Source organism: Ornithinimicrobium pulveris (genome assembly GCF_050261105.1).
Classification (GTDB): domain Bacteria; phylum Actinomycetota; class Actinomycetes; order Actinomycetales; family Dermatophilaceae; genus Ornithinicoccus.
The window spans coordinates 2,938,798-2,964,478 of the sequence record NZ_CP189837.1 but is presented as its reverse complement, the minus strand read 5'-3'; the positions used below and the strand labels follow the sequence as shown (position 1 = coordinate 2,964,478).

The window sequence follows — 25,681 nt, the reverse complement described above, 5'->3', positions numbered from 1 at the left end:
CTCCTCGTGCTGGCGGGCGTCCCTGACTTCGTCCGGATGCAATGTCGAACTCCTTGTCGTGCCTGACAGCCCCGAGCCATCCTAGACGCCTCTTAGGATGGGGCGCTATGAGGGAAGCGCCGGTCGTCGTCGCTGGGGTGCAGCCGCATCCCGGCTCCCGGTTCAGCGGCAGGGTCTGGTTTGCGGGAGCGGGAGGCAGCAGCGGCCAGGATCTCGGGGTTCACGGGTCGGGAACGGTGCTGGGGAGGTTCGTGAGCACGAGCGAGGACCTGGCCGCCGCGTTGGGTGGCGCTGGCTCGGTCGCGCCAGTCGAGGTCGGGTCCTCGGTCCGTGGCTCCCTCACGCTCTATCTGCGCAACGCCTCGGGCGAAGTTGTCATCCTGCCGGACCCTCTCGGCTCTGGGCTGGTCTACCGGTTGGCCGCAGGGCAGACCGAGCTGATCTCCTCCGACCTCGCCCTGCTCGTCCGCGTCGCAGCCGACCTGGGCATCACGGTCCGAAAGTCCCTGGGCTACCTGGCGCTCCTGGTCGCCACGGGAAGCGGCGGTCTTGGCCTCACGCCATACGAAGGTGTGGAGGTGCTCGACCCAGGCACCTGGGTGAAGGTTGGCCCGGACGGTGCCACCTATCTCGACTATCCCGAAACGGCCCAGCTCACCGGACCGGTGGGGGACTACGAGACTGGTAAGGCGGAGGCACGGGAGGACTTCCTGACCAACGTCAGATCCGCAGCAAACCACCCAGTGGAGACACGGATCTGCCACCTCACCGGCGGCAGTGACTCGCGGTTGGTGGCTGCCGCCCTTCGACAGGCAGATCTCGGTGACCGATTCCTCTACTACTGCATGGGTGGTCCAGGCGACCCCGATTACGACTTCGCAAGCGGCATCTGCTCCGGTCTGGCGCTGGAGATGACCTCGTGGAGCGGCTATGCCGAGCAGAATCAGGCAGATTCGTGGCAGGAGTCCATGGTCGGCACCCTTGAGGCGACCTCCGGTGCCTTGTCCACCCTCGCCACCACGTGGGCAGTGCCGGTCTCCTCCATGGTCCTCAGTGGCGGCTACGGGGAGTTCCTCCGTTCCTTCTACAACCAGGGGCGCCCTGCGACCATGCCGGGCGATGAGTTGGCCGAGCACATGTTCGGCCAGTTCAGCATGGGGCGGCGCGACGAGATGTGCATCCTCGCCCCGGGGCACAAGCGACAGCTGGTCGCTGCGCTACAGAAGCGGGTGGACACCGGGGTCGAGCGCGGGGTGCGCTCGGACGCGGTCCTTGACTACCTCTATATGACCGAGCGCAACAGGTTCTTCGTGGGAGAGATCTCCCGGGTACTCTCGCACTCCTCCAACCGGTTCGACCCTCTCTACAGTGTGGCAGCGGGGAGAGTCGCGCTGTCGATGCCCGGTGAGGAGCGGAACGCCAACGTCCTCGGCCTGGACCTCCTGCGCGAACTGGCACCGAACCTTGCCGCGATGCCTTTCGACCGGGAGCGTTACGCGGGCACCTATGAGGATCTGCGCGGTGCAGTCCCCAGGGCGGAACTGCCCAAGGGTGCACCGGTCGTGCATCCCCGCCCACCGCACATTCCCTACACCGCCCGCCTGGGCTGGAGTTTTCCGTCCCCGAATCAGGAACAGGTCCGGCGTGCCAGGGAGCTGGGGATGCAGCCGCGTCTCATGGTGACCTACGACATTGTCCAGCGTCAGCTGCCCGAGTTGCTGGGCTCAGTCCCGAGGGACGAGCTGGCGTCGGTCCTCAACCTGACCCTCCTCAACAAGTATCTGCAGCGGCCCCCCGGTCACCGAGTGATCTATCGCGCTCTGAGCAATCTCTACGGCGCGCTGTCGTGGTACGTCGTCGACCCGTCGCCAGCACATTAGGACTTTCTGCGAAAGAGCCGGAGCCGGGTTTCCCCACGAGTGTGCAGGCGGATCGCTGCTCGCGCGAAGGCAGTGTCGGACGGGACGGTATGGGGTTGGTCGTCGCCCGGCTTGATGAAGTGGTGCCCGACCTTCTGCCGGTCCGGGCCGTAGTAGATCATCACCAACTGCAGGTCTGCCTGCGGCTCGTGGGTAAAGGTGCTCACCAACTCACCGTCCCGATGGGTCCAGGGGATCATCGGACCGTTGATGTAGACATGCCCCGTGGCGACTGTGCTCTTGATGTCCACAATTCCACGCAGCACCTGGGCTGAAGCGTCAGGGGTGGACGAGAAGCCCGGGTAGAAGACCTCCTGGGGAGCCAGCGGCTGATGGCCAGCCGCCTCCGTCTCGGCGGCGACAGGTGGCTCGGTGAATCTCCCCAGGCCTCTGACGTGTGCGGCGGTGAGGGCACCACGGAGTGCAGCGCGAACCTGCGGATGGTCCAGGGCGGTGTGGCCTGGCTGGTCGGGCACCACGCTCACGGTCAGTTCACCGTGGTGTGCCTTGAGCTGCCCGTGAGACAAGAGTTCCTGGATCACAGCAGGCGCCTCGAGGAACGTGACGTCTTCGGTGTTGGTCAGGACGCTGAGGCTCGGGACGTGGCCGGCCCGCCGGAAGCGTTCAACGACGCTGACCTGGGCGGGGTGGAGGGCGAATTGCTCATCGATGCTCCGCCCGTTGAGCTGGTGAGTCTCTATGGCTCGCAGGGTGGAGGGGAACTCGTAACGGCGCATATCGAACTGCGGGATCTCGGCCACCGCACTCGCCCCTGGCACATGCGCGGCCAGCATCATCGCCAGGAAGCCTCCCATGGAAGAGCCGAAAAGGACGACCTGGTCCTCGGGCACGGCAAGGCTCGCGGCCAACCTCCTGATCACCGCGCTAGCTGCCTCGACCAGGTCAGCGTCCGGATGCATGAACCACCCCCCGAGAACCTGCTCGGAGAGGTAGAGCGCGGGGTCGCTCAGCGCGATCACGTGCTGGTCCGGGAAATGCCTCTCCCAGCTCCACCGGTGAAAAATTGGGTTGCTACGGGTCGCCCGGGACTGGGCGGACGGGAGCAGAACCAGCAGCTGCGATGCCTCGGGCGGACCTTGGCGGAAGAGCATGTCGAGGCGCATCCCAGGGTGCAGCTCGGTGCTGCTCTGGACCAGGCCTCCGAAGGCCGTGCCCTCGTCCAGCAGCTTCCTCAGCTCGACGCGGCGTGCCGCAGGCGTACCCATGAGATCCTCACGTCCAGAATGTGGTGGCAGGTCAGCCTACGGTGACCGTCTCGCTGGACTCCGTCTGGGCTGCTGCCCCCGGGCGGAGACGGGCGAAGGCGCGTACTCGGTAACTCCCTGGCGGAACCTCGGTGAAGGTCACCCGATGTCCGCCCTTCTTGTAGGGGGTACGGTCGGCGATCTCAGCCCCTCGATAAAGGTAGAAGGCCACGGCCATGTGCGGGGGCAGCCCACTGGTCGACGCCTCAACGCGGCCCGCGGCGGCACCTGCGCGCACACTCCACTGCGGTGGCGATCCGTCGGAGCCGTCAATGTCGCTGTCCTCCTTCCGCTTCGCATGTTCAACCGGTGCCGACCCTTCGAGTACTTCCCGCAGGATCTTGTCCGCGGCGACGTGATCTCCTTCTGCCACCTTCCACGCCCAGAGGCGGTAGGTGCGGGCGACGGGCTGCGCCTCCCCGTCCATGACGAGTTGGCCCTGATGCAGCCAGAGTGCTCTCGTGCAGGTCTCCTCGATGGTTTGGGCGGCGTGGGTCACGAGGAAGACCGTGCCGGCCCGGGAACGGATCTCGTCCATCCGTGCCTCCGCCCGTTGCACCGAGGCTGCGTCACCGGTCGCCAGGACCTCGTCCAGGAGCAGGATCTCCGGTTCAGCCGCCGCGGCGATGGCGAAGCGCAGGCGTGAGGCCATCCCGGAGGAGTAGGTCCGGATGGGTCGCTCGATGGCATCACCGATGCCGGCGATCTCCAGCACCTTCGGGACTGTCGCGGCGACCTCGTCCGGGGTCAAGCCCAGGGCTAGCAGCCCTAGCCGGGCGTTCGCCAGGCCTGACAGTGCTGGCTGCAGCGCTGCGCCGACACCCAGGAGGAGCGGCTGGGAGATGGCTCTGACCGACCCCCGCGTGGGGACGTCCAGTCCTGCGATCAACCGCAGCAAGGTGCTCTTGCCGCTGCCGTTCGTGCCCAGTAGCCCGATCGACTCACCGGAGTAAGCAACGAAGGACACCGAGCGCAGTGCGTGCACTGTGACGGTCGGCCGCGGAGTCAAGGAGTTCGCGAGGCGGCCAACCAGGCTTTTCGCCTCGGGGCGGGAGACCTCGACGTGGAACTTTCTACTGACGTTGTCGACGACGACGGTGGGCGTGCGGCTGTCACTCCTGGCCATAGGTCTCCTCCCCCTGCCAGAAGTACCAGAGCCCCAAGGTGGCGGTGATGAGCGCCCAGACGGTCAGCATCACCCAGGAGCGGCCCTCGGGAAGGGTGTCGTAGAGGAGCAGGTCCCGCGACATGTCCAGCACGATGAACATCGGGTTGTTCTGCATCACCGCAAGCCAGAATCCCTCTGAGACGAAACGCTCCACGGCGAAAAAGACGCCGGAGGTGTAGAACCAGAAGCGCGCCAGGAAACTGACCGCGTGCCGGACATCGGGGACGGTTGCGCCTAGCCGCGCCACGTAGAGCGTCAGGCCGAAGTTGAAGATGATCTGGAGGACGAAGACCAGCGGGAAGAGAAGCCACGTCCAGGTGATCTCAGTGCCGGGCGGCAGGATGAGCAGCAGGATGGCCAGGGTGGTCAGGACGGGGATCATCGAGAGCGTCTCCCGCGTGATCACCGACAGCGGAATGGCCATACGGGGAAAGGAGAAGGCCGTTGTCAGGCCCCGGGCCTGTTGCAAGCACTGCACGCCCTGGTTGAGGCAGGTCATCGTGAACTGGAAGAGGAAGATGCCGATGACGAGGAAGCCGGGGAAGTTCTCGATGCCGCGAGAGGTCTTCAGGATCAGGCCGAAGATGATGAAGAAGACCAGCGCCTGCAGTGCGGGCACGCCGATGAGCCACACGTTGCCCAGGAGCATGTCCCGGTGCCCGGAGAAGGCACGGGCCTTGGAGTCGGCGTAGATGAAGTGGCGACGACGCCACGTCTGCTCCAGGTAGTCCAGCAGCGGCGGTCGTCCACCCACCGGGCGGAGCGGACGGTCCGTCTCGGGGGCGGTGGGGTGGCCGGAGGTCATGGCGTTCCATCCTCTCGCGTGCCGCCTGAAACGCTAGGCACGACACGACCCGGGATCGATGCATAGGCGAGGATGTGACGGCGCACGAGGCCAGTCCAGGTCAGCTCGGACGCATGCTTGCAGGCAAGGCTTGCGAGAGCCCGGCGCCTGTTCGCGTCGGTCAAGGCGGCCAGGGCCGTTGCCAGGCCCAATGCCTTCCCAGGGGGAACAAGTAGGCCTGATTGTCCGTCCCGCACCAGTTCCGCCAGTGCGGGGAGATCAGAGGCGATGACGGGGCGTCCGGCACCCATGGCCTCGGCGACCTTGAGCGGCGGGACGAGGCGGGTGACCTCGTGGTCGTGGCGAGGGACCACGACGACATCGAGGGCATCGAGCCAACGCAAGGATTCCTGCCTGGGGAGACGGCCGGGGAGCAGGACATGGTCAGCGATGCCGAGTCGCGCGGCCTGCTCCTTGAGCCCGGGCCAGGCGAGGCCGTCCCCGACGATGGCGACCCGCACATCCAGGCCCTGCTCGCGGGCGAGGGCGACGGCGTCCAGGAGAGTGTCGAAGCCCTCGTAGTGGACGACGGAGGAGACGGCACCCACCCAGAAGCCGTCGGTCGGCAGACCGAGCCGGCGCCGAGCCTCGGCGGGCTCGATGCTGCGCTCGAGGAGGGCGGGGTCGATGCCGTTGGGCACGACGGTGATGCGGTGGGGGTCGACGCCCCGCTCGGCCAGGTCGGCCTTCATCACCTCCGAGAGGGTGATGACGTGGTCGGCCTGGGCGGCCAGCTCGGTCTCGCGCAGGCGCCAGGCGGTGTAGCGCTCGCTGCCGTAAGGGTCCGGGTCGCCGTGGCGCTGTCGGCCCGAGGCCCAGGTGCGCTCGAGCTGGCCCCGGACCTCGTGCACCCAGGGCAGGTCGAGCGTGCGGGCGGCCGCCTGTGCGGCCAGTGCGTTGGGGTAGTGCGTCGTGGAGTGGATGACCGTGGCCCGGTGCTCCGCGGCGAGCCGGACGATGTGCTCAGCCCAGACGTCCACCCGCTGGGCCTCGCCCGGGGGCAGCCCCGCAGGGACGCAGCGGTGGTAGGCGATGCCGTCGACCACGTCCACGTCCGTGGTGAGGACCTTGCCGATCGAGACGGGGTAGGCCGGCCGCGTGATGGCTGCCACGGCCATCCCGGCGGCGCGCTGGGCGGTGAGGATCGCGTGGGTGCGCAACGCATAGCCGGACCGGGTCCAGGGCAGGGAGTTGGTCAGCACGTGCAGGGGGCGGTGCTGGTCGGTGGCGCCGGGCTCGTCACCCACCGGCCAGTCCCTGGTGGCCCTGGGAAGCGGGCGCGGACCGCCGGTGAGGGCCTCGAGGTCCCCGGACAGGCGGGCGCGGACACGTGTGGGGAGGTCGTCCGTGGCCAGGAGGTCGCGGATCTGCTGCAGGTCTCCGGTCAGCCAGGCCCAGCGGGCGCGCTGGGCAGCGGGCGCCTGCGGTCCTGGTGCGATGCCGGCGTGCACCGACAGCGTGGCCGCCAGCCTGCCGGAGCGGGGGAGGGCAGCGAGACGCGCGCGGGCGCGCTTCGGGTGGTCGAGCATGAGCTCGCCCCAGGCCCCGAGGACCCCGGTGGACCTGGTGGCGCGGGAGCCGAGCCGCGACCTGGCCGCGGACGGCAGCTTGCGCCCGGCCTGCACGGTCAGCCACGTGAGGTCGTCGCGGGCCATGGCGGCGACCGTGCCGACGGCGGCGAGGAGGTGCTGCCCGCGCTGGGTGATCCCGGGGATGCGGGGAGTCATCGGGCAGCCGCCTGGTGGCGCGGGGCGGGGACGAGGCTGCGCAGGAGGGCCAGGTAGGTGTCGCCGGTGCCGGCCTCCGAGGCGTGCTCGGCGGCCCAGGCGCGCATCCGGTCCCGGTCGGGGTGGGTGCCGGTGCGGGTGAGCGCGACCCACTGCTCGGCCAGGGCGGCCTCGTCGCGGGGCGCGACGGCGAAGCCGGCGCCGGTCGCCTCGATGATGTCGGCCGTCTCGCCGGCCACCATGCCCGAGACGTGTAGCCCCAGGGCGAGCGCCTCGTAGAGCTTGGACGGCACGGCCTTGTGCAGTCCCTTCCAGTCGCGCAGGCTGACGAGCAGGGTGTCGGCCCACTGGTAGTGGGCGTAGATCTCCGAGCGAGGGACGTGACCCAGCAGCTCCACCGGGGCACCCAGCTCGGCGACCAGCGACCGGACGAGCGGCAGGCGTGCACCGGTGCCCAGCACCCGCATCCGCACGTCGGCCCCCGCGGCGCGGGCCAGGGCCAGGGCGCGGACCGCCGTCTCCAGGTCCTGGGCACGACCCACGGTGCCGACGTAGACCACGTGCAGCGGGTCGCCCGGTGCCCAGCCGCGGCGCTCGGTCGAGCCCGGTTCCTGGAGGCCGGGGACCGGGTGGTGGGCGTTGCGGACGGTGCTCACGCGGCGCAGCCCGCGCTGCACGAGGGTCTGGGTGAAGCTGTCCGTGGTGGTGACCACGACGTCGGCCCGTCGCTGCAGGAAGGTGACGCCGCGGGCGGCGGCCCCGACCGCATACCACCTGACCTGCTGCTTGAGAGCCCGGCCGGGGTTGCGGGCGTCGGAAGCCAGGTCTGGCCAGGCGTCCCGCATCTCCAAGACCCACGGGACGCGGAGCAGGCGGGAGGCGAGGAAGCCGGCCCCCATGGTCGGCAGCGCCGGGACGGTCGAGACGACCACGTCGGGGGCGATCTGGCGACGGCGTCGCCACGAGGTCAGCACCCCGTCAGCGGCCGACAGGCACTGGTCGACCAGCGTGGTCAGGGCGCTGCCGTCGTGCTCGCGCCAGCGGACCCGGTGCACCGTCTCCCCGTGCTGGCCAAGGTGGGTGCCGCCCACGTCGTGGGCCTCCGCGGCGCCGATCGCCTTCCCGGACGGGTAGTGCGGAGGAGGGGCAACGACGTGCACCTCGTGGCCCGCCGCGACGAAGTCGCGCACCAGGGCCGACCACCGCAGCTGGGGCGGCCCCAGCTCAGGGTGGTAGTAGTGCGTCAGCAGCAGGATCCGCATGGGGGAGGGCTCAGGGGGTCGGCTCGACGGGGGTGCCCGGGTCGACCGGGTCGGTCGGTATGGGGTCGGTCGGTATGGGGTCGCTCGGCTCCTCGGTCGGAGGATCCGTGGGTGCGGGCTCGGTCGGGTCGGGCTCGGTCGGGGGCGGCGTCCAGGGCGGCGGCGTCCACGGCGGCGGGGTGTAGGGGGGAGGCGTGTAGGGCGGCTGCGTGGGGGCCGGCGGGACGTAGGGCGAAGGCTCGACCGGTGCCGGTTCGACCGGGGCGGGGTCCACTGGGGCGGTCTCGAGCGGGGCCGGGTCGACGGGAGCCGGGTCGACCGGCGCCGTAGATGATGACGTTGTTATCGACCTCCCGGCGCACCGCCTTGCGGGAGCGGTAGGCACGGACCACGAAGCGGCCGGCCATCATCAGGGTCAGCGCGACGGCGCCGCCGACGGCCGGGACCGACCGCGGGACCACGTAGGGCTGCAGGAAGATCGCCCAGACTCCCAGGGCGACGGCGGTCAGGAAGGCGGCCCTGGCCACGGCGATCACCTCCTCGAAGGAGGCGCGCACGTGCTTGACCAGATAGGGGCCGTGGATGAGGCCGGCGAGGATGTGGATCAGCGCAGCGGAGCCGGCGACGATCCAGGTGTTGGGGACCAGAGCCCGCTCGAGGTCGTACTGGAAGCGCATCCAGACGGTGAAGACGACCGCGACGAACCAGGTGATGGCGTCCCCCAGGGCCCAGAGGAGGCGCACGACCGCCTCGGGCGGGCGGGGACGGGACATGGATCGATCCTCACAGGGGTGTCAGGGCGTCGGTCAACCCGTCGATGCTCCCAGACAGTGCTCAGGTTGCGCAAGGTGCCGGTGTGGCACCAGTGAATCGTGTGAGACCTGTGGTAGTGGAGCGGCGAACCAGACCCGGCTCACGCGTTAGCTTCGTCACCCACCTGCGCGGAGGACTTGCCCGAGCCCTTGGCGACCAGCTTGGTGGTCTCGCGGTTGGCCAGCATTCGGGCCAACCCGATCAGCGCACCGGAGAGCACCGCGAAGGCGATGGCCTCCTTGATGTCGATGTCCGGGTCCTCAGGGTTCTGCGGGGAGTCCTTGCCGGTCACGAACTGCCAGGTGCCGTCAGTGGCCTTCCTGGCGATGAAGCTGGCGGCGACCGCGGCTCCGGCGGTCAGGACCTTGGCGACGATATTGCCCATGTGTCCGATCCTGCCACAGGCCAGGTAGGGTCGAGGGCACGAAACGACAGGGGAGCGCCCCGGCGCTGAGAGTGCGGCACCCGCCGCAGACCCTAGAACCTGCTCCGGCTAGCACCGGCGAAGGAAGTCGACAGGAGGCCGACACCCATGCGCACCACCCACCCAGCCCGTTCTGCCCTCACCCTCTGCCTGGCCAGCGCTCTCGCGCTCAGCGCCTGCACGCTCGGTAGCGGCGACAGCGAGTCCACCCCCACCCCCGCCTCGGTCCCCACCCCGACCGAGGATGTCGCCGAGGGCACGGCGGCACCCGGTGACACCGACGACACCGACACCACCGCCACCACTGGCGCCGCAGGGCAGGGCGACACCGAGGAGACCACCGAGGCCGCGCCGCCCGCCGACCCCGGCACGGTCACCCTCGTCACCCACGACTCCTTCGCCGTCCCGGACGACCTCGTCGCCGCCTTCGAGGAGGAGACCGGCTACGACCTGCAGATCCAGGCCTCCGGCGACGCCGGCTCGCTGACCAACCAGCTCGTCCTCACCGCCGGCCGCCCGATCGGTGACGCCGTCTTCGGCATCGACACCACCTTCGCCTCCCGGGCCATCGACGAGGGCGTCCTCGCGGCCTACGAGCCCGACCTGCCCGAGGGTGCGGAGGAGCACGCGCTGGAGGAGGGGGCTGCGGCATACCTGACCCCGGTCGACTACGGCGACGTCTGCGTCAACGTCGACAACGCCTGGTTCGCCAACGAGGGGATCGAGCCGCCGACCAACCTCGAGGACCTGGTCGAGGAGCAGTACCGCGACCTGTTCGTCACCCCCGGCGCCAGCACCTCGAGTCCCGGTATGTCGTTTCTGCTCGCCACGGTCGGGGCGTACGGCGAGGGCGAGTGGCAGCCGTACTGGCGCGCGCTGATGGACAACGGGGCCAAGATCACCTCCGGCTGGACCGACGCCTACACGGTGGACTTCACCGCGGGCGGCGGCGACGGTGACCGGCCGATCGTGCTGTCCTACGCCTCCAGCCCGCCCTTCACCATCCCCGAGGGTGGCTGGGAGCCGACAACGAGCGCGCTGCTCGACACCTGCTTCCGCCAGGTCGAGTACGCCGGCGTCCTCGAGGGCGCGGCCAACCCCGAGGGTGCGCAGGCGGTCGTCGACTGGCTGCTGTCGGCCGAGGTGCAGGCCTCGATTCCGGACAACATGTACATGTTCCCCGTCGACGACCAGGTCGAGCTGCCCGAGCTGTGGGCGCAGTGGGCCGCGGTCGCCGAGACCCCGATCACCGTGCCCCCGCGGCAGATCGAGGCCGAGCGCGAGACCTGGTTGCGCGAGTGGGCGGACATCGCCACCGGCTGACGGCGCCGGGGGTCGCGCTCGGGCTGGCCGCGCTGGTCCCGATCGCCTTCCTCAGCGTCTTTTTTCTCCTCCCCGTCGGCGGCATGCTCGCCCGCGGGTTCCTGCCGGACGGCCAACTCGACCTGGGCGGCATCCCGGATGTCCTGGGTCGCCCCCGCACCCTCCGCGTCCTGACGTTCACGCTGGTCAGCGCGGCGGGCGGGACGGTGCTCACGCTGCTCCTCGGGCTGCCGGTCGCCTTCGTCCTCTACCGGCTGCGCTTCCCGGGCCGCGGGCTGCTCCGGGCGATCGTGGTGATGCCCTTCGTGCTCCCGACCGTGGTCGTCGGCGTGATGTTCCGCTCGCTGCTCTCCCGGGGCGGCCCGCTGGGCTTCCTCGGGTGGGACGGGACGTGGGTGCCGATCCTGATGGCCTTCGTCTTCTTCAACCTCGCCGTCGTCGTCCGCACCGTGGGCGGGCTGTGGGAGGGGTTGGACCGGCGGGCGGAGGAGTCTGCCGCGGCGTTGGGCGCCAGTCCCTGGCAGGTATGGCGCAGCGTCACCCTCCCCGCCCTCGCACCTGCCGTGGTCTCGGCGGCGACGTTGGTCTTCCTCTTCTGCTCCACGGCGTTCGGCGTCGTGCTCACCCTGGGCGGGTTGCGCTACGGGACGATCGAGACCGAGATCTACCTGCTGACCACGCAGTTCCTGGACCTGCGCGGAGCGGCGGTGCTGTCGGTGCTCCAGCTGGTCGCGGTCGTCATCATGCTCTGGATCGCCGCCCGCACCCGCACCGCCCGCGAAACCTCGCTGCGCCGAGTGGGCGCCCAGGCGGCGGCGCGGAGGCCGGGGAGAAACGACATACCGGCCCTGGTGGTGACCGCCCTCGCGGTCGGCTTCGTCCTCCTGCCCGTCGGCTCGCTCGTCGTCCGGTCGCTGCGCGTGGGCGAGGGGTGGGGGCTGGCGCACTACCGCGCGCTGACCGACCCGTCGGCGAGCAATGCGCTGCGCGTCAGCGTGACCCAGGCGATCGAGAACTCGCTGCGCACCGCCGTCGACGCCACCGTGATCGCGATGGTGCTCGGCCTGATCGTGGCGGTCGTGGTGTCGCGGCGGCCTCGAGCGCCCGGCTGGCGGCGGGCGGTGGCGGCGCTGGATGGCGCGTTCATGCTGCCGCTCGGGATCTCGGCGGTGACCGTCGGGTTCGGCTTCCTGATCACCCTGGACCGGCCGCCGCTGGACCTGCGGACCTCGCCGATCCTGGTGCCGATCGCCCAGGCGATGGTGGCGCTGCCGCTCGTGGTGCGGACCCTGACGCCGGTGCTCCGCTCGATCGACCCGCGCCAGCGCGAAGCGGCGGCTGCGCTCGGGGCGGGGCCGTGGCGAGCGGCGTGGACGGCCGAGGCGCCGGTGCTCTTCCGGCCCCTGCTGGCCGCGACCGGGTTCGCCTTCGCGGTCTCGCTCGGGGAGTTCGGCGCGACCGCCTTCCTCGCCCGGCCGGACCGGCCGACGGTCCCGGTCGTGATCTACCAGCTGATCTCGCGCCCGGGTGCCGACAACCTGGGGATGGCGCTCGCCGCCAGCGTGATCCTGGCGTTGCTGACCGTGGTCGTGATGGGCGTGGTCGAGCGGCTGCGCGTGGGGGCGGTGGGGTCGTTCTGATGGTGATCGTGTCGATGGAAGTTGAGGTGCCTGATGCTCGAGCTCGATGATGTGACGGTCCGTTTCGGCGAGACGGTCGCGGTGGACGACGTCTCGCTCAGCCTTGACGAGGGGCAGGTGCTCGCCGTGCTGGGTCCCTCCGGCTGTGGCAAGTCGACGCTGCTGCGGGCGGTGGCGGGTCTCGAGGTCCTGACCGCCGGGTCGGTGCGCTGGCGGGGTCGGGACCTGCGCGGGGTGCCGACGCACAAGCGCGGCTTCGCGCTGATGTTCCAGGACGGGCAGCTCTTCGCGCACGCCAGCGTCGCGGACAACATCGCCTATCCGTTGCGGCTGCGCGGGGTCGCCGGGGCGGCCCGGGGTCGGCGCGTCGACGAACTCCTCGAGCTCGTCGGCCTGCCCGGCTATGGCGACCGCCGCACCCCGACGCTCTCCGGCGGGGAGCAGCAGCGGGTCGCGCTGGCCCGTTCGCTGGCCGCCGATCCCGGCCTCCTCCTGCTCGACGAGCCACTCTCGGCGCTCGACCGGTCCTTGCGCGAGCGTCTCGCCGGCGACCTCCGCGAGATCCTCGTCGAGACCGGCACCACCGCGGTCCTCGTCACCCACGACCACGACGAGGCGTTCACGATCGCCGACCGGATGGCGGTCATGCTCGCCGGGCGGGTGGTCCAGGAGGGCGCCACCGCCGATGTATGGCGTGTCCCCGCCACTCGCGCGGTCGCCGACTTCATCGGCTACGAGACCTTCCTCGAGGGAGAGGCTGCCCGGTCCGTGCTGGGGGAGTCGGTCGATGGGGTCGCTGCCCTGCGGCGGCGGGCCCTGAGAGTGGTGGTCGATGGGTCCGTGAGCGGGGTCGTCCAGCGGGCCGTCGCGGTCTCCGACGCGGTCCATCTGGAGGTCGAGGTGCCCGGTGTCGGGACGGTCTCGGCGCTCGGTGACGATCCTGGACTGGAGGTCGGCCAGGAGGTCCGACTGGGCCTGGACCGGAGCGCGGTGGCGATGGTGCCGGACGGCGAGCCGGCCGCAAGGTGAGGGTGCAGGGGGGCGGGGGAAACGGCATACCGGGAATGTGATGCAGATCACAGAAGATCGACGCAACGTTTCCGCTCGCCGGGACGTCTATGAGGTGTCGGGACGGGACACCCGACGAACCAGTCACGAGGGGTCGCGACCGCGAGACAGGGGACAGGGACGGGGCGCCGGTTCAGGGGACCGGCGCCCCGTTTCTGCGTAGGGTGGGGGATCGGGAACCACGCACCTACTATCACCGTCTACCTGACGTCAGTTGCTGACCGATCGGGCGAGGAGGTCCTGATGACACGCCCTGCACAGCACGCCACCGGCCGACGACGCCTCGGTGTCGCCCTGCTCCTGGCCGCCGGGCTCACGCTCTCGGCCTGCGGAGATGCCGCCGACGAGACGCCCACCACCACTCCTGATGCGCCGGCGGCGACCGTCCCGGCGCCCGCTGAGCCGACCACGGAGGACCCTGTGGACATCACCGAACGCCCCAGCCCTACCTCGATCACGCCGCCCGGGGATGACGACGCCTCGCCCACCGGAGAGCCCAGTGGCGAGGTGCCCAGCGATGTCGCTGAGAAGCCTGAGGTGCAGGAGGCCGTGGCCGCGGAGGCGCAGCGACGCAGCGTCGAGGAGTCCGAGGTGGAGATCGTGGACTACCGCGAGGTGACCTGGCGCGACGGGAGCCTGGGGTGTCCTGAGGCGGGGATGATGTATACCCAGGCGCTCGTGCCCGGCGCGCTGCTGGTGCTTGAGGTCGATGGGGAGAAGGCGTCGTACCACGCCGGGCGGCAGGGTGGCTTCAGCTATTGCGCTGACCCGCAGGAGCCGCTGCCGGCTGAGGAGGGTGGCGGCGGCGACACCTGAGATGGTGCTCGTGAGCCTTGAGGCTCGCGGGCGGGAGGCGCTGGGGCGTCGTGGGTCATGTGGCCTGCGGCGCCCTCTGCCGTGTCGGGTCGAGAGCGAGCCACCTCGCCCCGGCGTGTCTTGCACTGTGCAGATCTGGTGTTGCGTGTCGGGTGCCTAGGCGCAGATTGTGCACACCCGGATCCGCACATCAGGAGGAAAGCGATCGCGCGTCAAGGGGGGAAGGGCGCTTATCCACAGGGGTCCAGCAGGGCTTCAGCGTGATCGGCAGGGTGGGGGCATGACGACTGAGCCCAGCGATGAGCCCCGCAGCGAGGAGCCGAGCAGCGAGGAGCCGATAAACGTGAGCTGTACCAGCCTCACGATCGGAAAGAGCACGATGAGCCGCGGGGGCGCCAAGACCGGTCAGGCCCGCTCGGCGTTCCCGATCCTTGAGAACCAGCGGGGGTTGGCGACGTCGGCGCAGTTGAAAGCTGTGGGCTGGACGGGTGACGCGATCCGGCACGCTCGGTCGCGTCGCATCCGACAAGTTCTGCCCGGCGTCTTCATGCATCACCTGGGGCCGCTGGACTTCGATGATCGACTCGTTGCGGCTGCGCTATGGGCTGGCAGATTCGCTGTCCTGACGGGGAGCCTGGCGCTGCATCACCATGGCGTGAAGGTCGATCTCGGAGTCGGGACCTTTCTCGTGCCGTCATCGTGTCGTGCCCGCTCGGCGGCTGGCGAGTTCTCCGTGCGCACCGTGCGGAGTGCACGAGAGATTGTGGTGCAGTCACACCGAGGCTGCGTCGCGATCACTGACCCTGCTCGTGCGCTGTGTGATGCTGCCGCGTACGACGAGCTCCGCGGATCGGACCTGCGCGCCGCCACCATCGCGGTCCTGCAGAAGGGACTGACGACGCCCGAACGGCTCCGGGCTGAGGTGGAGCAGAGGCGAAGCCCCCATCTCGGTGAGATTCACGCGGGACTGGAGAGTTTCGACGACGGTGCCTGGAGTCTTCCTGAGGTGGAACTGGGCACCTTGGTGGACGCATGCCGGGATCTGCCTCGGTATCTCATGAACGTCCGCCTCTCAGTCCTTGACCGCGAATCGGATCAAGAGATCAGGATCGGCACGCCTGATGGCTACTTCCCCGACGCTGGGGTGGTCGTTCAAGTCCACTCCCGGACCTACCACTCGGGAGTGGATGACCAGGGCCATGACCTGTGGAGCAAGACGGTCGAAGCCGATGCGACCTATCTCGAGCACGATGTGCCGCTGGTCGCCGTGACTCCCACGAGCATCCGCAAGCGTCCGGAGAAGATTCTCGACAGGTTGAAGGCGGTGGTGCACCACCACCTCGGGCGTGACGTCAGCCGTCTCATCATCCGGGACGCGGAGGGGCAGCTCATCGACATGGAGGAGTCGGGCAGTGGCGGGCAGTCGGGGAGTGTCGATCACCCAGCGAGCAACGAGCAGCGAGCAGCCGGAGAGTGAGGCTGCTCCCGACGCCGCGTCCTAATGTGCAGATCCGGCTGTGCACAATCCGCGCCCAGGCACCCGACACGCAACACCAGATCTGCACAGTGCAAGACACGCCGGGAGGGAAGTGGATCTGAGGTGTCCCAGCAGGAGCAGGAGCAGGAGCAGGAGCAGGAGCAGGAGCAGGAGCAGGAGCTGAGCGGGACCGGTCGGAAAGAGGGAGAGTTCGTGCTTCGTCGCGGGGCGAGAGGGCCTCGATTAGGCGCGGGCGCGGGCGCGAGCGCCTACCCGCGGGGGCGGATGGTCAGGGCCTGCTGGACGGTGCCGACGGGGCCGCTGATGTCATGGGCCACCGAGGAACTCTGGCCCAGGCCTGAGGGGCCCCAGGTGACCTCGGTGCTCAGCCCGAGCCACCCGCCAGTCGGCTGGCGGTGCAGGTGGAGGGTCAGATCGACGTTCGGGAAGAGCCATTCCTGCGGATCTTCCCGGATCGCGATGCCGTTGGCGGTGTCAAGGAGACCAACCCAGGCAGCCAGCGCGGTCGAGTCCTCGCCGGCCACCAACGGGTGATCGGTCCCGACCCACACCGACCGAGCGCCCGGCCCACCACCGGGCACGGCCCGGAAGTCCAGCGACCGGATGAAGCCGCCACCCCAGTGGTCCATGCCTTCCCAGCGCTCCAGCGTCTCCGGCCCGGGCAACTCCATCGTCGGCGTAGTGTTCACCGAGCCCGTCGCCGCCTGCGCCAGCCGCCACGCCGTCGCCCGCACCACGTCGCGCCCCCCGGCCGACGCGGTCGCCTCCACCAGCTCGATCGTCCGGCCGGGCCGCAGTGTCCGGGTCCGCACGGTCGTCTCGGACAGGTGGATCATCCCGAGGATGTCGAAGGTGACCCGCCCCCACTGCAGCTCGGGCCGCGGCTCGTGCCGCTCCAGCGCATGCATGAGCAGCCCGCTCATCGGTGCCATGTGCTGTTCCTCGGGCTGCCAGGCGCCCTGCGCATGCTCGGTAGGGTGATAGCGCCCATCACCCTGGGCGATGTAGTAGTGATCCTGCGGGTCCGCCATGGTCCCTGAGTCTAGGAAGGGACCATGACCGAGCTCACGAGCCCTCCCGCCGAACGACGGTGGTCCCCGCAGGGGCGCACCGTGCGCCAGCGGCTGCTCGTGCTCATCACCGCTGTCATGGTGCTCGGCCTGGCCGTCACCGGCGTGGTCTCCTTCGCCCTCCAGTACGCCTCCCTCCGCGACCGCGTCGAGGCCGAGCTCAACCAGGAGATCGCCGAGCTCCAGCGGATCGCCGAGGCCGGCCCGGTCCGTGGTGGGGAGCCGTTCACCGACCTCGAGGGCCTCTTCTACGCCGCCCTGTCCACCGCCGTGGCCGGTGAGGACGAGGCGATGATGTCGCTGATCGAGGGGCAGCGCTTCTACATGTCCGGGGGCGAGCGCGACTTCGAGATCAACCACCCCGACGTCCTCTCCGCCGTGGACGGTATGGCGCTTCCCGAGGGCCGCGCCCGCATCACCTCGGTCCGCACTCAGGGCACGGAACTGCGGGTCCTGGCCGCCGACGTACGCCTACCCGGTGAGCCCCGCACCGGCACCTTCGTCATCGCCAACGACATCGGCAGCCAGCAGCAGGAGATCCACCGCCGCGCCTGGACGTTCGCGATCACCTCCCTGGTCGCGCTGGCGCTCGCCGTCGGTCTTGGGCATATCGTGCTTGGTCGCCTGATGCGGCCCCTGCGCGAGCTGCGCGAGGCCGCCGCCGAGATCAGCGCCGACGACCTGTCCCGTCGCGTCGAGGTCCCGGCCGCCGACACCGACGTCGCCGAGCTGGCCGTCCGCTTCAACGGGATGCTCGATCGCCTCGACGAGGGCGTCCAGCAGCAGCGGCAGTTCCTCGACGACGCCGCCCATGAACTGCGCACCCCCCTGACCATCGTGCGCGGCAACGCCGAGCTGCTCACCCCCGAGGACCCGCAGGACGTGCACGCGACCCGCACCCTGATCCTCGACGAGGTCGACCGCATGCAGCGCCTCGTCGACGACCTCCTCATGCTCGCCCGCGCCCAACGCCCCGATTTCATCCAGCCCGAACCCACCGATGTCACCGAGCTGACGATCGAGGCGATGGACCGCATCAGCACCATCGGTGACCGGGGCTGGCGGGTCCGGACCGACGCCGAAGGTGAGATCCAGGTCGACCGGCAACGCGTCATACAGGCGCTGGTGCAGTTGGCCGCGAACGCGGTGAAGTTCAGCGAGCCCGGGACCAGGATCGAGATCGCCTCGCGATGGGTCGACGGCGACCCCGAGGGCGAGGCCGGGGGAGAGGCGCGGCAGGCGCTCGCGGCCGGTGCCGACCCGGCCGAAAGCTATCTGGCGCTGCGGGTGAGCGACCAGGGTCGCGGCATACCGGCGGAGGTGGTGCCCCGGGTCTTCGACCGGTTCGTGCGCGCCGAGAATGTGGGGCGGGCCGAGGGCTCGGGGCTCGGGCTGCCGATCGTTCAGGCCATCGCGGCCGGGCACGGGGGAGCGGCAAGCGTCGAGTCGCTGGAGGGCGTCGGCTCGGTCTTCACGCTGTGGTTCCCGGCCGACGCGGAACGCCTCGAGCTCGGGGCCGTGTGAGAATCCCCGCATGGCCCACATCCTGATCGCCGAGGACGAGGACGGGATCGCGCGCGTCATCGATCGCGCGCTGCGCGGGGAGGGACACCGCACGACCATCGTCACCGACGGCATCGCCGCGCTCGAGACCGCGACCGGCGGCGGCGTCGACCTCGTCGTGCTCGACGTGGGGCTGCCGCGGATGGACGGCTTCACCGTGCTGCGGATGCTGCGGACCATGGATGAGCCGGTCCAGATCATCATGTGTACCGCGCGCGACTCGGTCGAGGACACGGTGGCGGGGCTGGACCACGGGGCGGATGACTACCTGGCCAAGCCGTTCCGCGTCGAGGAGTTGCTCGCCCGGGTCCGGCTGCGGCTGCGGCAGGCCGAGGAGCGGCGCGGTGAGGCGGGTGCCGTCGCGACCGATCAGGTGTCGGCTGGGGGCGTGGTGGTGGACGCGACCGCGCGGACGGTGACCGTGGACGGCGAGCCGGTGGACCTGTCGGTGCGCGAGTTCGCGCTCGCCTGGGAATTGATCGAGCATGCCGGCCAGGCGCTCAGCCGAGACCAGCTGCTCGACCGGGTGTGGGGGTATGAGGTCACGGGCGCGTCCAATGTGGTCGACGTCTATGTGCGCTATCTGCGGGGCAAGCTGGGCGCGGAGCGAATCAGCACGGTGCGAGGGGTGGGCTACCGCTTCGTGCCCTGAGGGGCGGTTCTCCGCTTCTCATCGTCCTCTCCTTTGCGGGGGGCATCCTGTCCCGTATGAAGATGCTCGCCTCCCTCCTCGCCCTCGCCGCTGCGGCGGTCGGGGCGATCTGGCTGTGGCTGGCGACCTATGCCTCCGACGACGGGGAGAGCGTCGGGGTGGTCGTGGCCTCCACCGAGCGGTTGGCCGGTGGCGCTCCGAAGGTGCCGACCAGTGAGGGGATCAAGACCCTGCAGCGCGAGGTAGACGCCGCTCGGGTGGCGGACCAAGAGTCTCGGTCGGCGCTGGCGGTCGTCAACACGGTGAGCCTGGGCCTGGCCGAGACAGTGATCTCCGCGGCCGAGGAGGCCCGGGCGGCCGACCGCGCGGCAGCTGCGAAGGCCAAGGCTGCCAAGGAGAAGGCTGCCAAGGAGAAGGCGGAGCGCGAGAAGGCGGAGCGCGAGGCGCGCGAACGGGAGGCTCAGGCCCGCGTCCAGCCGGCCCCGCAGCCAGTTCAGCCGGTGCAGCCGGCCCCGCAGCCCGCGCCGGCCCCCCAGCCGGTCCAGCCCGCACCCCAACCCGTCAATCCACCCGGCATGTGCTGGGACGACGATGAGTGGGAAGAGTGCGACGACGATGAGTGGGACGACTGACCCCTCGCGGCTGACTCTTCTGGGTTGACTCTCCTGGGTTGACTCTCTGGGTTCGCTCCCCCTTGGCTCGTTCCCCTCGTGTGTCCCCGGCGTGTCCTGCACTGTGCAGATGTGGTGTTGCGTGTCGGGTGTCAGGGCACGGATCGTGCACAGCCGTATCTGCACCTCAGCCAATCAGCCATGCCTGTCAGTGGCTCGGGTTACCTTGACCGCGTGAGAGTGCCGCCGACCCCCTGGCCACGTCGGGTGCTGCTGATCGAGACAGCACTGGTCCTTGGCGTGAGCCTCGGGGCGTCCGCGGTCTGGGCGATCCTGTCGATCATCCGCAAACTCACCGCCGAGACGCCGCTCTCTGCGCAGACCACCTCGATGAACACCAGCGTCACGCCCGGTCGGCCCTGGCTCGACCTCTCCTACCAGCTCGCGGGCATCGCCATCGCCCTGGTCCCCGTCCTCCTCGCGCTGCACCTGCTGGCGCGCGAGTTGCCGGTGGGACACGGCATACGGGCCGCGGGCCGTCGCGTCATGGGACTGGACCTGTCGCGCCCCGCCCGCGACCTGCTCGGCGGGACCGTGCTGGCGGCCGCGATCGGGCTGCCCGGGCTGGCGTTCTACCTGGGCGCGCGCGAGCTCGGGATCAACACCACGATCGCCGCCGCCAACCTCGACCAGGTGTGGTGGGCGATCCCGGTCCTCATCCTGGCGTCGTTGCAGAACGCGCTGCTGGAGGAGGTGATCATGGTCGGCTACCTGTTCACGCGGTGGGCGCAGGCGGGTTGGTCGACCTGGACGATCATCCTGACGTCAGCGCTGATCAGGGGCAGTTATCACCTGTATCAGGGCTTCGGCGGGTTCATCGGAAACATCATCATGGGGGTGCTGCTGGGGTGGGTCTACGCGCGGACGCGGCGGGTGATGCCGCTGGTCATCGCGCACACGCTGCTGGATGTGGTGGCCTTCGTCGGCTACGCGCTGCTGGCACCACACCTGTCCTGGCTGTGAGGTGATCTGTGACGGATCGACCGGTCGCTGGCCGACGTCGACCGATAGTGTGGCTCGCATGAGCAACGTGTCCGTCGTGCACCAGCCCGCCGAGTCCCGCTTCGAAGCCCGCAGCGGTGAGGAGGTCGTGGGTCACCTGTCCTACGAGACCATCGGTGGCACCGCCGACCTGCAGCACACCGTCGTCGAACCCGACCACCAGGGCGAGGGCATCGGTGAGGCCCTCGTCGAGGAGGCGCTGCGCGAGATGCGCGCCAACCGCATGACGGTGCGTCCGAGCTGCAGCTTCGTGGCGTCCTATATCGAGGAGCACCCGGAGTATCAGAACCTGCTTGCTCCCGGTCTGGAGGACGAGTTCTCTGCCGGCGGCGACGAGGCAGCGGATGCGGCTGCCGCTGGTGAGGACGGCGGGAGCTCTGGCTCCGCCGCCGACGAGCAGCAGTGAGCATCGAGCAGATCCCGATCCGCGACGAGTCGATCCGGCTCGGCCAGTTGCTCAAGCTCGCCAACCTCGTCCAGGACGGCGCGATGGCGCGGATGGTCGTCGAGAACGGCGAGGTGAGTGTCGACGGCGAGATTGTGATGCGTCGCGGCACGCAGATCCGTCCCGGTCAGGTCGTGGAGTACCAGGGAGAGCAGGTCACCCCGCAGCATCTGGGATGATCGGGGGATGCAGACTCCTCCGCTCGCCCTGACCATCGCCGGCTCCGAGGCCACCGGTGGCGCCGGTGCCCAGGTCGACCTGAAGACCTTCCAGCAGCACGGCGTTTTCGGCTCCGTAGCCCTGACCTGCATCGTCTCCTTCGACCCCAAGGCCGACTGGGGTCACCGCTTCGTGCCCGTCGAGCCGCAGGTGATCGCCGACCAGTTGGAGGCGATCACCACGGCCTATGGTCCGGATCAGCTGGATGTCGTCAAGATCGGCATGCTCGGCACTCCCGCCACGATCGAGACGGTCGCCGGGGCACTGCGCGAGCGGGGCTTTGGGCACGTCGTCCTGGACCCGGTGCTGATCTGCAAGGGTCAGGAGCCGGGCGCCGCGCTTGACACCGACCAGGCGCTCAAGGCCCAGGTGCTGCCGCAGGCGACCTTCGTGACGCCCAACCACTTCGAGACGATGTCGCTGTCCGGTATGTCGTCGATCACCTCCGTGGACGAACTCACCGAGGCGGCGCGCCGGATCCACGAGGCTTCTGGCGCCGCGGTGCTCGCCAAGGGTGGTGTGCACCTGCCGGGTGATGAGGCGATCGATGTCTATGTGGACGCCGAGCGCACCGAGGTCCTCAGCGGCCCCAAGCTCGGCGACGGTGTGCAGGTCGCGGGCGCAGGCTGCACCCTCGCCGCGGCAGTCGCTGCTCAGCTCGCGCTGGGTGCCGAGCCCTTCGAGGCGGCCAAGGCGGCCAAGGAGTTCGTCACCCGCGGCATCGAGGGCCGGCTGAGCAGCAGCGCGCCCTTCGAGGTGGTCTGGCAGGGCGCCTGAGCCAGCCGGTCCCTCTTCCATGGACCGGGGACGTGCTGCGCTTGCGCCGGGGACCTCGTGGGGAGCCTCAGAGCTCGCCCCAGCGGGTGGTGGCGTAGCGGGTGAGGTGTGACACGACATACGTGAGGGCGTAGCTGGCGGCGAGCAGCGTGAGCGTGATGCCGACCATCGCCTGCCCTTGGCGCGCGACAGCCAGCGAGAAGAACCACGGGACGGTCAGGCCCACCGCGCCGGCTGCGGCCATCGCCCACGGTGGCGTGGTGCGCCCGGCGATCATCTGCGCCGGGACGGCCATCACGAGCAGCGTCCCGAACGCCATGATCACCTGGAAGGTGTCGCCGGTGCTGGCCTCGATGCTCCAGGACATGCCGGTAATCCATGCCAGGACTCCGCCGATCAGCATGATCAGCCAGCCCTTCACGGGGTGGCCCAAGCGGACCATGGTGGACCCGCGGGGGGACAGCGACATGCTGCCCAGGATAGGGGCGTGGCGCGTTCGGTGGCCTGGTTGGGCGACCTGCTGCGCGTTCGGTGGGGTGGTTGGGCGACCTGCTGCGCGTTCGGTGGGGTGGTTGGGCGACCTGCTGCGCGTTCGGTGGGGTGGTTGGGCGACCTGCTGCGCGTTCGGTGGGGTGGTTGGGCGACCTGCTGCGCGTTCGGTGGAAGAAGGGCGCGCGATCAGGTGCGCTGGGTGAGCCACTCCCCGCAGATCTCGATCAGCCGGTCGGAGGCCTCGGTCTCGCCGATGGTGCAGCGCACGCCCTCGCCGGCGAACGGGCGCACCGTGAGTCCGCGCTCCTGGCAGGCCTGCGCGAAGGGCACCGCGTCCTCGCGCAGCGGCAGCCACACGAAGTTGCCCTGGGCATCCGGCACCGGCCAGCCCTGCTCGCGTAAGGCCGCGACGACGCGCTCGCGCTCGCCGACCAGTTCTTTGACCCGCACCTCAAGCTCGTCATAGGCCGTCAGTGAGGCGATCGCCGCCTCCTGGGCCAGGTCGCTCACCCCGAAGGGCGTCGCAGCCTTGCGCAGCGCGGTCGCCACCTCTTCATGGGCGACGGCATAGCCGACGCGCAGCCCGGCCAGCCCATACGCCTTGGAGAAGGTCCGCAGCACCGCGACATTCGGGTGCTCGCGGTAGATCGCCAGCGCGTCCGGCACCGTGTCCTCGGTGGTGAACTCCAGATAGGCCTCGTCGATCACCACGAGCACGTCCTGCGGCACCTTGGCCAGGAAGTCGCGCAGCTCATCGGCCCGCACCGCCGGTCCGGTCGGGTTGTTGGGCGTGCAGACCAGGATCAGCCGGGTGCGCTCGGTGATCGCCTCGGCCATGGCGTCCAGGTCGTGCCGGGCGTCGGCATCCAGCGGCACCTGCACCGGGCTCGCACCGGCCAGCGCCACCACGATCGGGTAGGCCTCGAAGGACCGCCAGGCGTAGATCACCTCATCGCCGGGGTCGCAGGTGATGTTGATCAGCTGGGCGAGCACGGCCACGCTGCCGGTCCCGGTCGCCACATGGCTCGACGGCACGTCGAGCCGCTCGGCAAGTGCCGCGGTCAGCCCGGTCACGCCCATGTCCGGGTAGCGGTTGATCGTCCCCGCCGCCTCGCGCACCGCCTCCAGCACCGAGGGCAGCGGCGGGTACGGGTTCTCGTTGGAGCTGATCTTGTATGCCGTGACCCCCTCGAGCGGAGCCGCCGGCTTCCCGGGGGTGTAGGCGGGGACCCCGGCCAGGGTCGTCCGCAGACGCACGGGGTTGGGCTGGGCGGTCTCCTCGGTCATGGAGCACACCCTAGTGAGGGGGTCCGACATGCCACCATGGAGCCATGAAGCTGATCCTGTCGATCCTGGCCAACGCCCTCGCCCTCTGGGTCGCCGCCGCGGTCCTGCCGGGCATCTCCTTCGGGGGATCGGGCACCAACCTGGCGCTGACGGTGCTGGGTGTGGCCGCCCTCTTCGGGGTGCTCAACGCGCTGGTCAAGCCGGTCCTCAAGTTGCTCTCGCTGCCGGTGATCGTGCTGACTCTGGGGCTCTTCCTGCTGATCATCAACGCCGCGATGCTGAGCCTGACCTCCTGGTTGTCCGGTGTCCTCGGGCTCAACTTCACCGTCGACTCCTTCTTCTGGGACGCCGTCCTCGGCGGCCTCATCATCTCGGCCGTCGGCGTGGTCACCGACATGATCCTGCCGGACACCCGCCAGCGCTCCTGAGCGGTCCGGTCGGCCCCCGCGCAGCCTGACGTGCGCGTGAAGGAGCCACCTGACGTGTGCGGTAACCTGACGAAAACCACAGCCGCCAGCGTCGGCCCTGCGGGGCGCAGAAGAGGAGTTCGCGTGAGCGACGAGGACGTCAGCACGGGATCTGGGCACCAGCCCCCCGAGCGGGACATCACCGACGGGGGGCCGGACATGATCCAGTTCCTCGACCCCGACGGGAACCGGGTCCCGGTGACCGACCTGAACAGCCCGTATGCGGCATACGTGGACGAGCTCGACGCGGACGACCTCAAGGGGATGCTGCGTGACCTCATCCTGGTCCGCCGCGTCGACGCCGAGGGTTTCGCGCTCCAGCGCCAGGGTGAGTTGGGCCTGTGGCCGAGCCTGCTCGGCCAGGAAGCCGCCCAGGTGGGGCCGGGCCGCGCGATGCGCACCCAGGACTACGCCTTCCCCGGCTACCGCGAGCACGGCGTCGCCTGGTGCAAGGGCGTCCCGCCGGAGAACCTGCTCGGCATGTTCCGCGGGGTCAACCACGGCGGCTGGGACTCCAACGAGAACAACTTCCACCTCTACACGATCGTGATCGGCAACCAGATGCTGCACGCGGTCGGCTACGCCTTCGGCATCCAGCGCGACGGCGACACCGGCACCGGGGACGCCGACCGCGACACCGCGGTGATGGCCTTCACCGGCGACGGCGGGACCGCGCAGGGCGACTTCAACGAGGCGCTCGTCTTCGCCGCGGTCGCCAACGCGCCGGTCGTCTTCTACGTCCAGAACAACCACTGGGCGATCTCGGAGCCGAACGAGAAGCAGTTCAAGGTGCCGCCCTACCGCCGCGCCGACGGCTTCGGCTTCCCCGGCCTGCGGGTGGACGGCAACGACGTCCTCGCCTCGTATGCCGTGTCTCGAGCAGCCCTCGACCGCGCCCGGTCCGGGGAGGGGCCGACGCTGATCGAGGCCTTCACCTACCGGATGGGCGCGCACACCACCTCCGATGACCCGACGAAGTACCGCATCTCCGCCGAGGTCGACGTGTGGAAGAAGAAGGACCCGATCGACCGGATGAAGAAGCACCTCCTCGCCGAAGGCGTCGTCGATGAGGAGTGGATCTCCAGCATCGAGGCCGAGGCCGACGAGCTCGCCAAGCGCATCCGCACCGCCTGCCAGACGATGCCCGACCCGCCGCACGAGGAGATGTTCCAGCACGTGTATGCCGACACCCACCCGGTCGTCGCGCGCGAGGCGGCCGACTTCGCCGACTACCACGCCGGCTTCGAAGACTGAGGGAAGTGACCGCAT

25 protein-coding genes and 1 riboswitch are annotated in these 25,681 nt (G+C 69.8%); of the genes, 15 read left to right on the top strand and 10 right to left on the bottom strand.

Going from position 1 to position 25,681, the window contains the following annotated elements; all coding sequences use genetic code 11:
* Positions 1-251: 251 nt before the first annotated feature.
* The gene (locus tag ACQBAT_RS13925) at positions 252-1,880 is read left to right on the top strand and encodes a hypothetical protein (RefSeq protein ID WP_420747451.1); all 1,629 of its coding nucleotides are present in this window, start codon (positions 252-254) and stop codon (positions 1,878-1,880) included.
* Here ACQBAT_RS13925 and ACQBAT_RS13920 read toward each other — a convergent pair.
* The 7 genes from ACQBAT_RS13920 to ACQBAT_RS13890 all read right to left on the bottom strand — a co-directional run bounded on the left by ACQBAT_RS13920 (position 1,877) and on the right by ACQBAT_RS13890 (position 9,383).
* Entirely contained in the window at positions 1,877-3,145 is a 1,269-nt protein-coding gene (locus ACQBAT_RS13920) for an alpha/beta hydrolase family protein (RefSeq protein ID WP_420747450.1), read from the bottom strand. The genes ACQBAT_RS13925 and ACQBAT_RS13920 overlap by 4 nt on opposite strands.
* 31 nt (positions 3,146-3,176) lie before the next feature.
* On the bottom strand, positions 3,177-4,310 hold the full coding sequence (locus ACQBAT_RS13915; protein ID WP_420747449.1) for an ABC transporter ATP-binding protein: 1,134 nt from the start codon (positions 4,308-4,310) through the stop codon (positions 3,177-3,179).
* Positions 4,297-5,157, bottom strand: coding sequence for an ABC transporter permease (locus tag ACQBAT_RS13910; RefSeq protein WP_420747448.1), 861 nt, complete (start codon positions 5,155-5,157; stop codon positions 4,297-4,299). The genes ACQBAT_RS13915 and ACQBAT_RS13910 overlap by 14 nt, the downstream gene beginning before the upstream one ends.
* Positions 5,154-6,923, bottom strand: a complete 1,770-nt coding sequence (locus ACQBAT_RS13905) for a glycosyltransferase (protein ID WP_420747447.1) — start codon at positions 6,921-6,923, stop codon at positions 5,154-5,156. Before ACQBAT_RS13905 ends, ACQBAT_RS13910 begins: the two co-directional genes overlap by 4 nt.
* On the bottom strand, positions 6,920-8,185 hold the full coding sequence (locus ACQBAT_RS13900) for a glycosyltransferase family 4 protein (protein WP_420747446.1): 1,266 nt from the start codon (positions 8,183-8,185) through the stop codon (positions 6,920-6,922). The genes ACQBAT_RS13905 and ACQBAT_RS13900 overlap by 4 nt, the downstream gene beginning before the upstream one ends.
* Positions 8,167-8,958 carry a hypothetical protein gene (locus ACQBAT_RS13895; RefSeq protein WP_420747445.1) on the bottom strand — a complete coding sequence of 264 codons (792 nt, stop codon included), beginning with the start codon at positions 8,956-8,958 and terminating at the stop codon, positions 8,167-8,169. Before ACQBAT_RS13895 ends, ACQBAT_RS13900 begins: the two co-directional genes overlap by 19 nt.
* 140 nt (positions 8,959-9,098) lie before the next feature.
* Positions 9,099-9,383: a DUF4235 domain-containing protein gene (locus ACQBAT_RS13890; protein ID WP_420747444.1), complete on the bottom strand. Its 285-nt coding sequence runs from the start codon at positions 9,381-9,383 to the stop codon at positions 9,099-9,101.
* A 38-nt stretch (positions 9,384-9,421) separates the two neighbouring features.
* Positions 9,422-9,526: riboswitch (TPP riboswitch) on the top strand.
* A gap of 4 nt (positions 9,527-9,530) precedes the next feature.
* Here ACQBAT_RS13890 and ACQBAT_RS13885 point away from each other — a divergent pair.
* From ACQBAT_RS13885 to ACQBAT_RS13865, 5 genes are all read left to right on the top strand, one after another.
* Positions 9,531-10,745, top strand: coding sequence for a thiamine ABC transporter substrate-binding protein (locus ACQBAT_RS13885; RefSeq protein WP_420747443.1), 1,215 nt, complete (start codon positions 9,531-9,533; stop codon positions 10,743-10,745).
* Positions 10,721-12,385, top strand: a complete 1,665-nt coding sequence (locus tag ACQBAT_RS13880) for an ABC transporter permease (RefSeq protein ID WP_420747442.1) — start codon at positions 10,721-10,723, stop codon at positions 12,383-12,385. The genes ACQBAT_RS13885 and ACQBAT_RS13880 overlap by 25 nt, the downstream gene beginning before the upstream one ends.
* Positions 12,386-12,418: 33 nt before the next feature.
* Complete coding sequence (locus ACQBAT_RS13875) at positions 12,419-13,414, top strand: ABC transporter ATP-binding protein (RefSeq protein WP_420747441.1); 996 nt, start codon at positions 12,419-12,421, stop codon at positions 13,412-13,414.
* 282 nt (positions 13,415-13,696) lie between these two features.
* Positions 13,697-14,269: a hypothetical protein gene (locus ACQBAT_RS13870; protein WP_420747440.1), complete on the top strand. Its 573-nt coding sequence runs from the start codon at positions 13,697-13,699 to the stop codon at positions 14,267-14,269.
* 280 nt (positions 14,270-14,549) lie between these two features.
* Positions 14,550-15,746, top strand: coding sequence for a hypothetical protein (locus tag ACQBAT_RS13865; protein ID WP_427197706.1), 1,197 nt, complete (start codon positions 14,550-14,552; stop codon positions 15,744-15,746).
* Positions 15,747-16,015: 269 nt separating this feature from the next.
* Here the strand turns inward: ACQBAT_RS13865 and ACQBAT_RS13860 are convergent, their stop codons facing one another.
* On the bottom strand, positions 16,016-16,798 hold the full coding sequence (locus tag ACQBAT_RS13860) for a thioesterase family protein (RefSeq protein ID WP_420747438.1): 783 nt from the start codon (positions 16,796-16,798) through the stop codon (positions 16,016-16,018).
* 24 nt (positions 16,799-16,822) lie between these two features.
* On the opposite strand from ACQBAT_RS13860, the gene ACQBAT_RS13855 reads away from it, so the two are divergent.
* The 7 genes from ACQBAT_RS13855 to ACQBAT_RS13825 all read left to right on the top strand — a co-directional run bounded on the left by ACQBAT_RS13855 (position 16,823) and on the right by ACQBAT_RS13825 (position 22,166).
* Entirely contained in the window at positions 16,823-18,361 is a 1,539-nt protein-coding gene (locus ACQBAT_RS13855; RefSeq protein WP_420747437.1) for an ATP-binding protein, read from the top strand.
* 10 nt (positions 18,362-18,371) lie between these two features.
* Complete coding sequence (locus ACQBAT_RS13850) at positions 18,372-19,052, top strand: response regulator transcription factor (RefSeq protein ID WP_420747436.1); 681 nt, start codon at positions 18,372-18,374, stop codon at positions 19,050-19,052.
* Between the two features lie 56 nt (positions 19,053-19,108).
* Positions 19,109-19,684 carry a hypothetical protein gene (locus tag ACQBAT_RS13845; RefSeq protein ID WP_420747435.1) on the top strand — a complete coding sequence of 192 codons (576 nt, stop codon included), beginning with the start codon at positions 19,109-19,111 and terminating at the stop codon, positions 19,682-19,684.
* Positions 19,685-19,864: 180 nt separating this feature from the next.
* The gene (locus ACQBAT_RS13840; protein ID WP_420747434.1) at positions 19,865-20,686 is read left to right on the top strand and encodes a CPBP family intramembrane glutamic endopeptidase; all 822 of its coding nucleotides are present in this window, start codon (positions 19,865-19,867) and stop codon (positions 20,684-20,686) included.
* Between the two features lie 58 nt (positions 20,687-20,744).
* Positions 20,745-21,131, top strand: coding sequence for a GNAT family N-acetyltransferase (locus tag ACQBAT_RS13835; RefSeq protein WP_420747433.1), 387 nt, complete (start codon positions 20,745-20,747; stop codon positions 21,129-21,131).
* Positions 21,128-21,349, top strand: coding sequence for an RNA-binding S4 domain-containing protein (locus ACQBAT_RS13830; RefSeq protein ID WP_420747432.1), 222 nt, complete (start codon positions 21,128-21,130; stop codon positions 21,347-21,349). The genes ACQBAT_RS13835 and ACQBAT_RS13830 overlap by 4 nt, the downstream gene beginning before the upstream one ends.
* A gap of 7 nt (positions 21,350-21,356) precedes the next feature.
* The gene (locus ACQBAT_RS13825) at positions 21,357-22,166 is read left to right on the top strand and encodes a bifunctional hydroxymethylpyrimidine kinase/phosphomethylpyrimidine kinase (RefSeq protein WP_420747431.1); all 810 of its coding nucleotides are present in this window, start codon (positions 21,357-21,359) and stop codon (positions 22,164-22,166) included.
* Positions 22,167-22,233: 67 nt separating this feature from the next.
* Here the strand turns inward: ACQBAT_RS13825 and ACQBAT_RS13820 are convergent, their stop codons facing one another.
* Both ACQBAT_RS13820 and hisC read right to left on the bottom strand, forming a co-directional pair.
* Positions 22,234-22,635 (bottom strand): hypothetical protein, encoded by a 402-nt coding sequence (locus tag ACQBAT_RS13820; RefSeq protein WP_420747430.1) that lies wholly within the window; start codon positions 22,633-22,635, stop codon positions 22,234-22,236.
* Between the two features lie 209 nt (positions 22,636-22,844).
* On the bottom strand, positions 22,845-23,945 hold the full coding sequence (gene hisC / locus ACQBAT_RS13815; protein WP_420747429.1) for a histidinol-phosphate transaminase: 1,101 nt from the start codon (positions 23,943-23,945) through the stop codon (positions 22,845-22,847).
* A gap of 44 nt (positions 23,946-23,989) precedes the next feature.
* Here hisC and ACQBAT_RS13810 point away from each other — a divergent pair, with 44 nt between their 5' ends.
* Together ACQBAT_RS13810 and pdhA are read left to right on the top strand one after the other, a co-directional pair.
* Positions 23,990-24,373, top strand: coding sequence for a phage holin family protein (locus tag ACQBAT_RS13810; RefSeq protein ID WP_420747428.1), 384 nt, complete (start codon positions 23,990-23,992; stop codon positions 24,371-24,373).
* A 198-nt stretch (positions 24,374-24,571) separates the two neighbouring features.
* The gene (gene pdhA, locus ACQBAT_RS13805; protein ID WP_420747458.1) at positions 24,572-25,666 is read left to right on the top strand and encodes a pyruvate dehydrogenase (acetyl-transferring) E1 component subunit alpha; all 1,095 of its coding nucleotides are present in this window, start codon (positions 24,572-24,574) and stop codon (positions 25,664-25,666) included.
* Positions 25,667-25,681 lie beyond the last annotated feature (15 nt).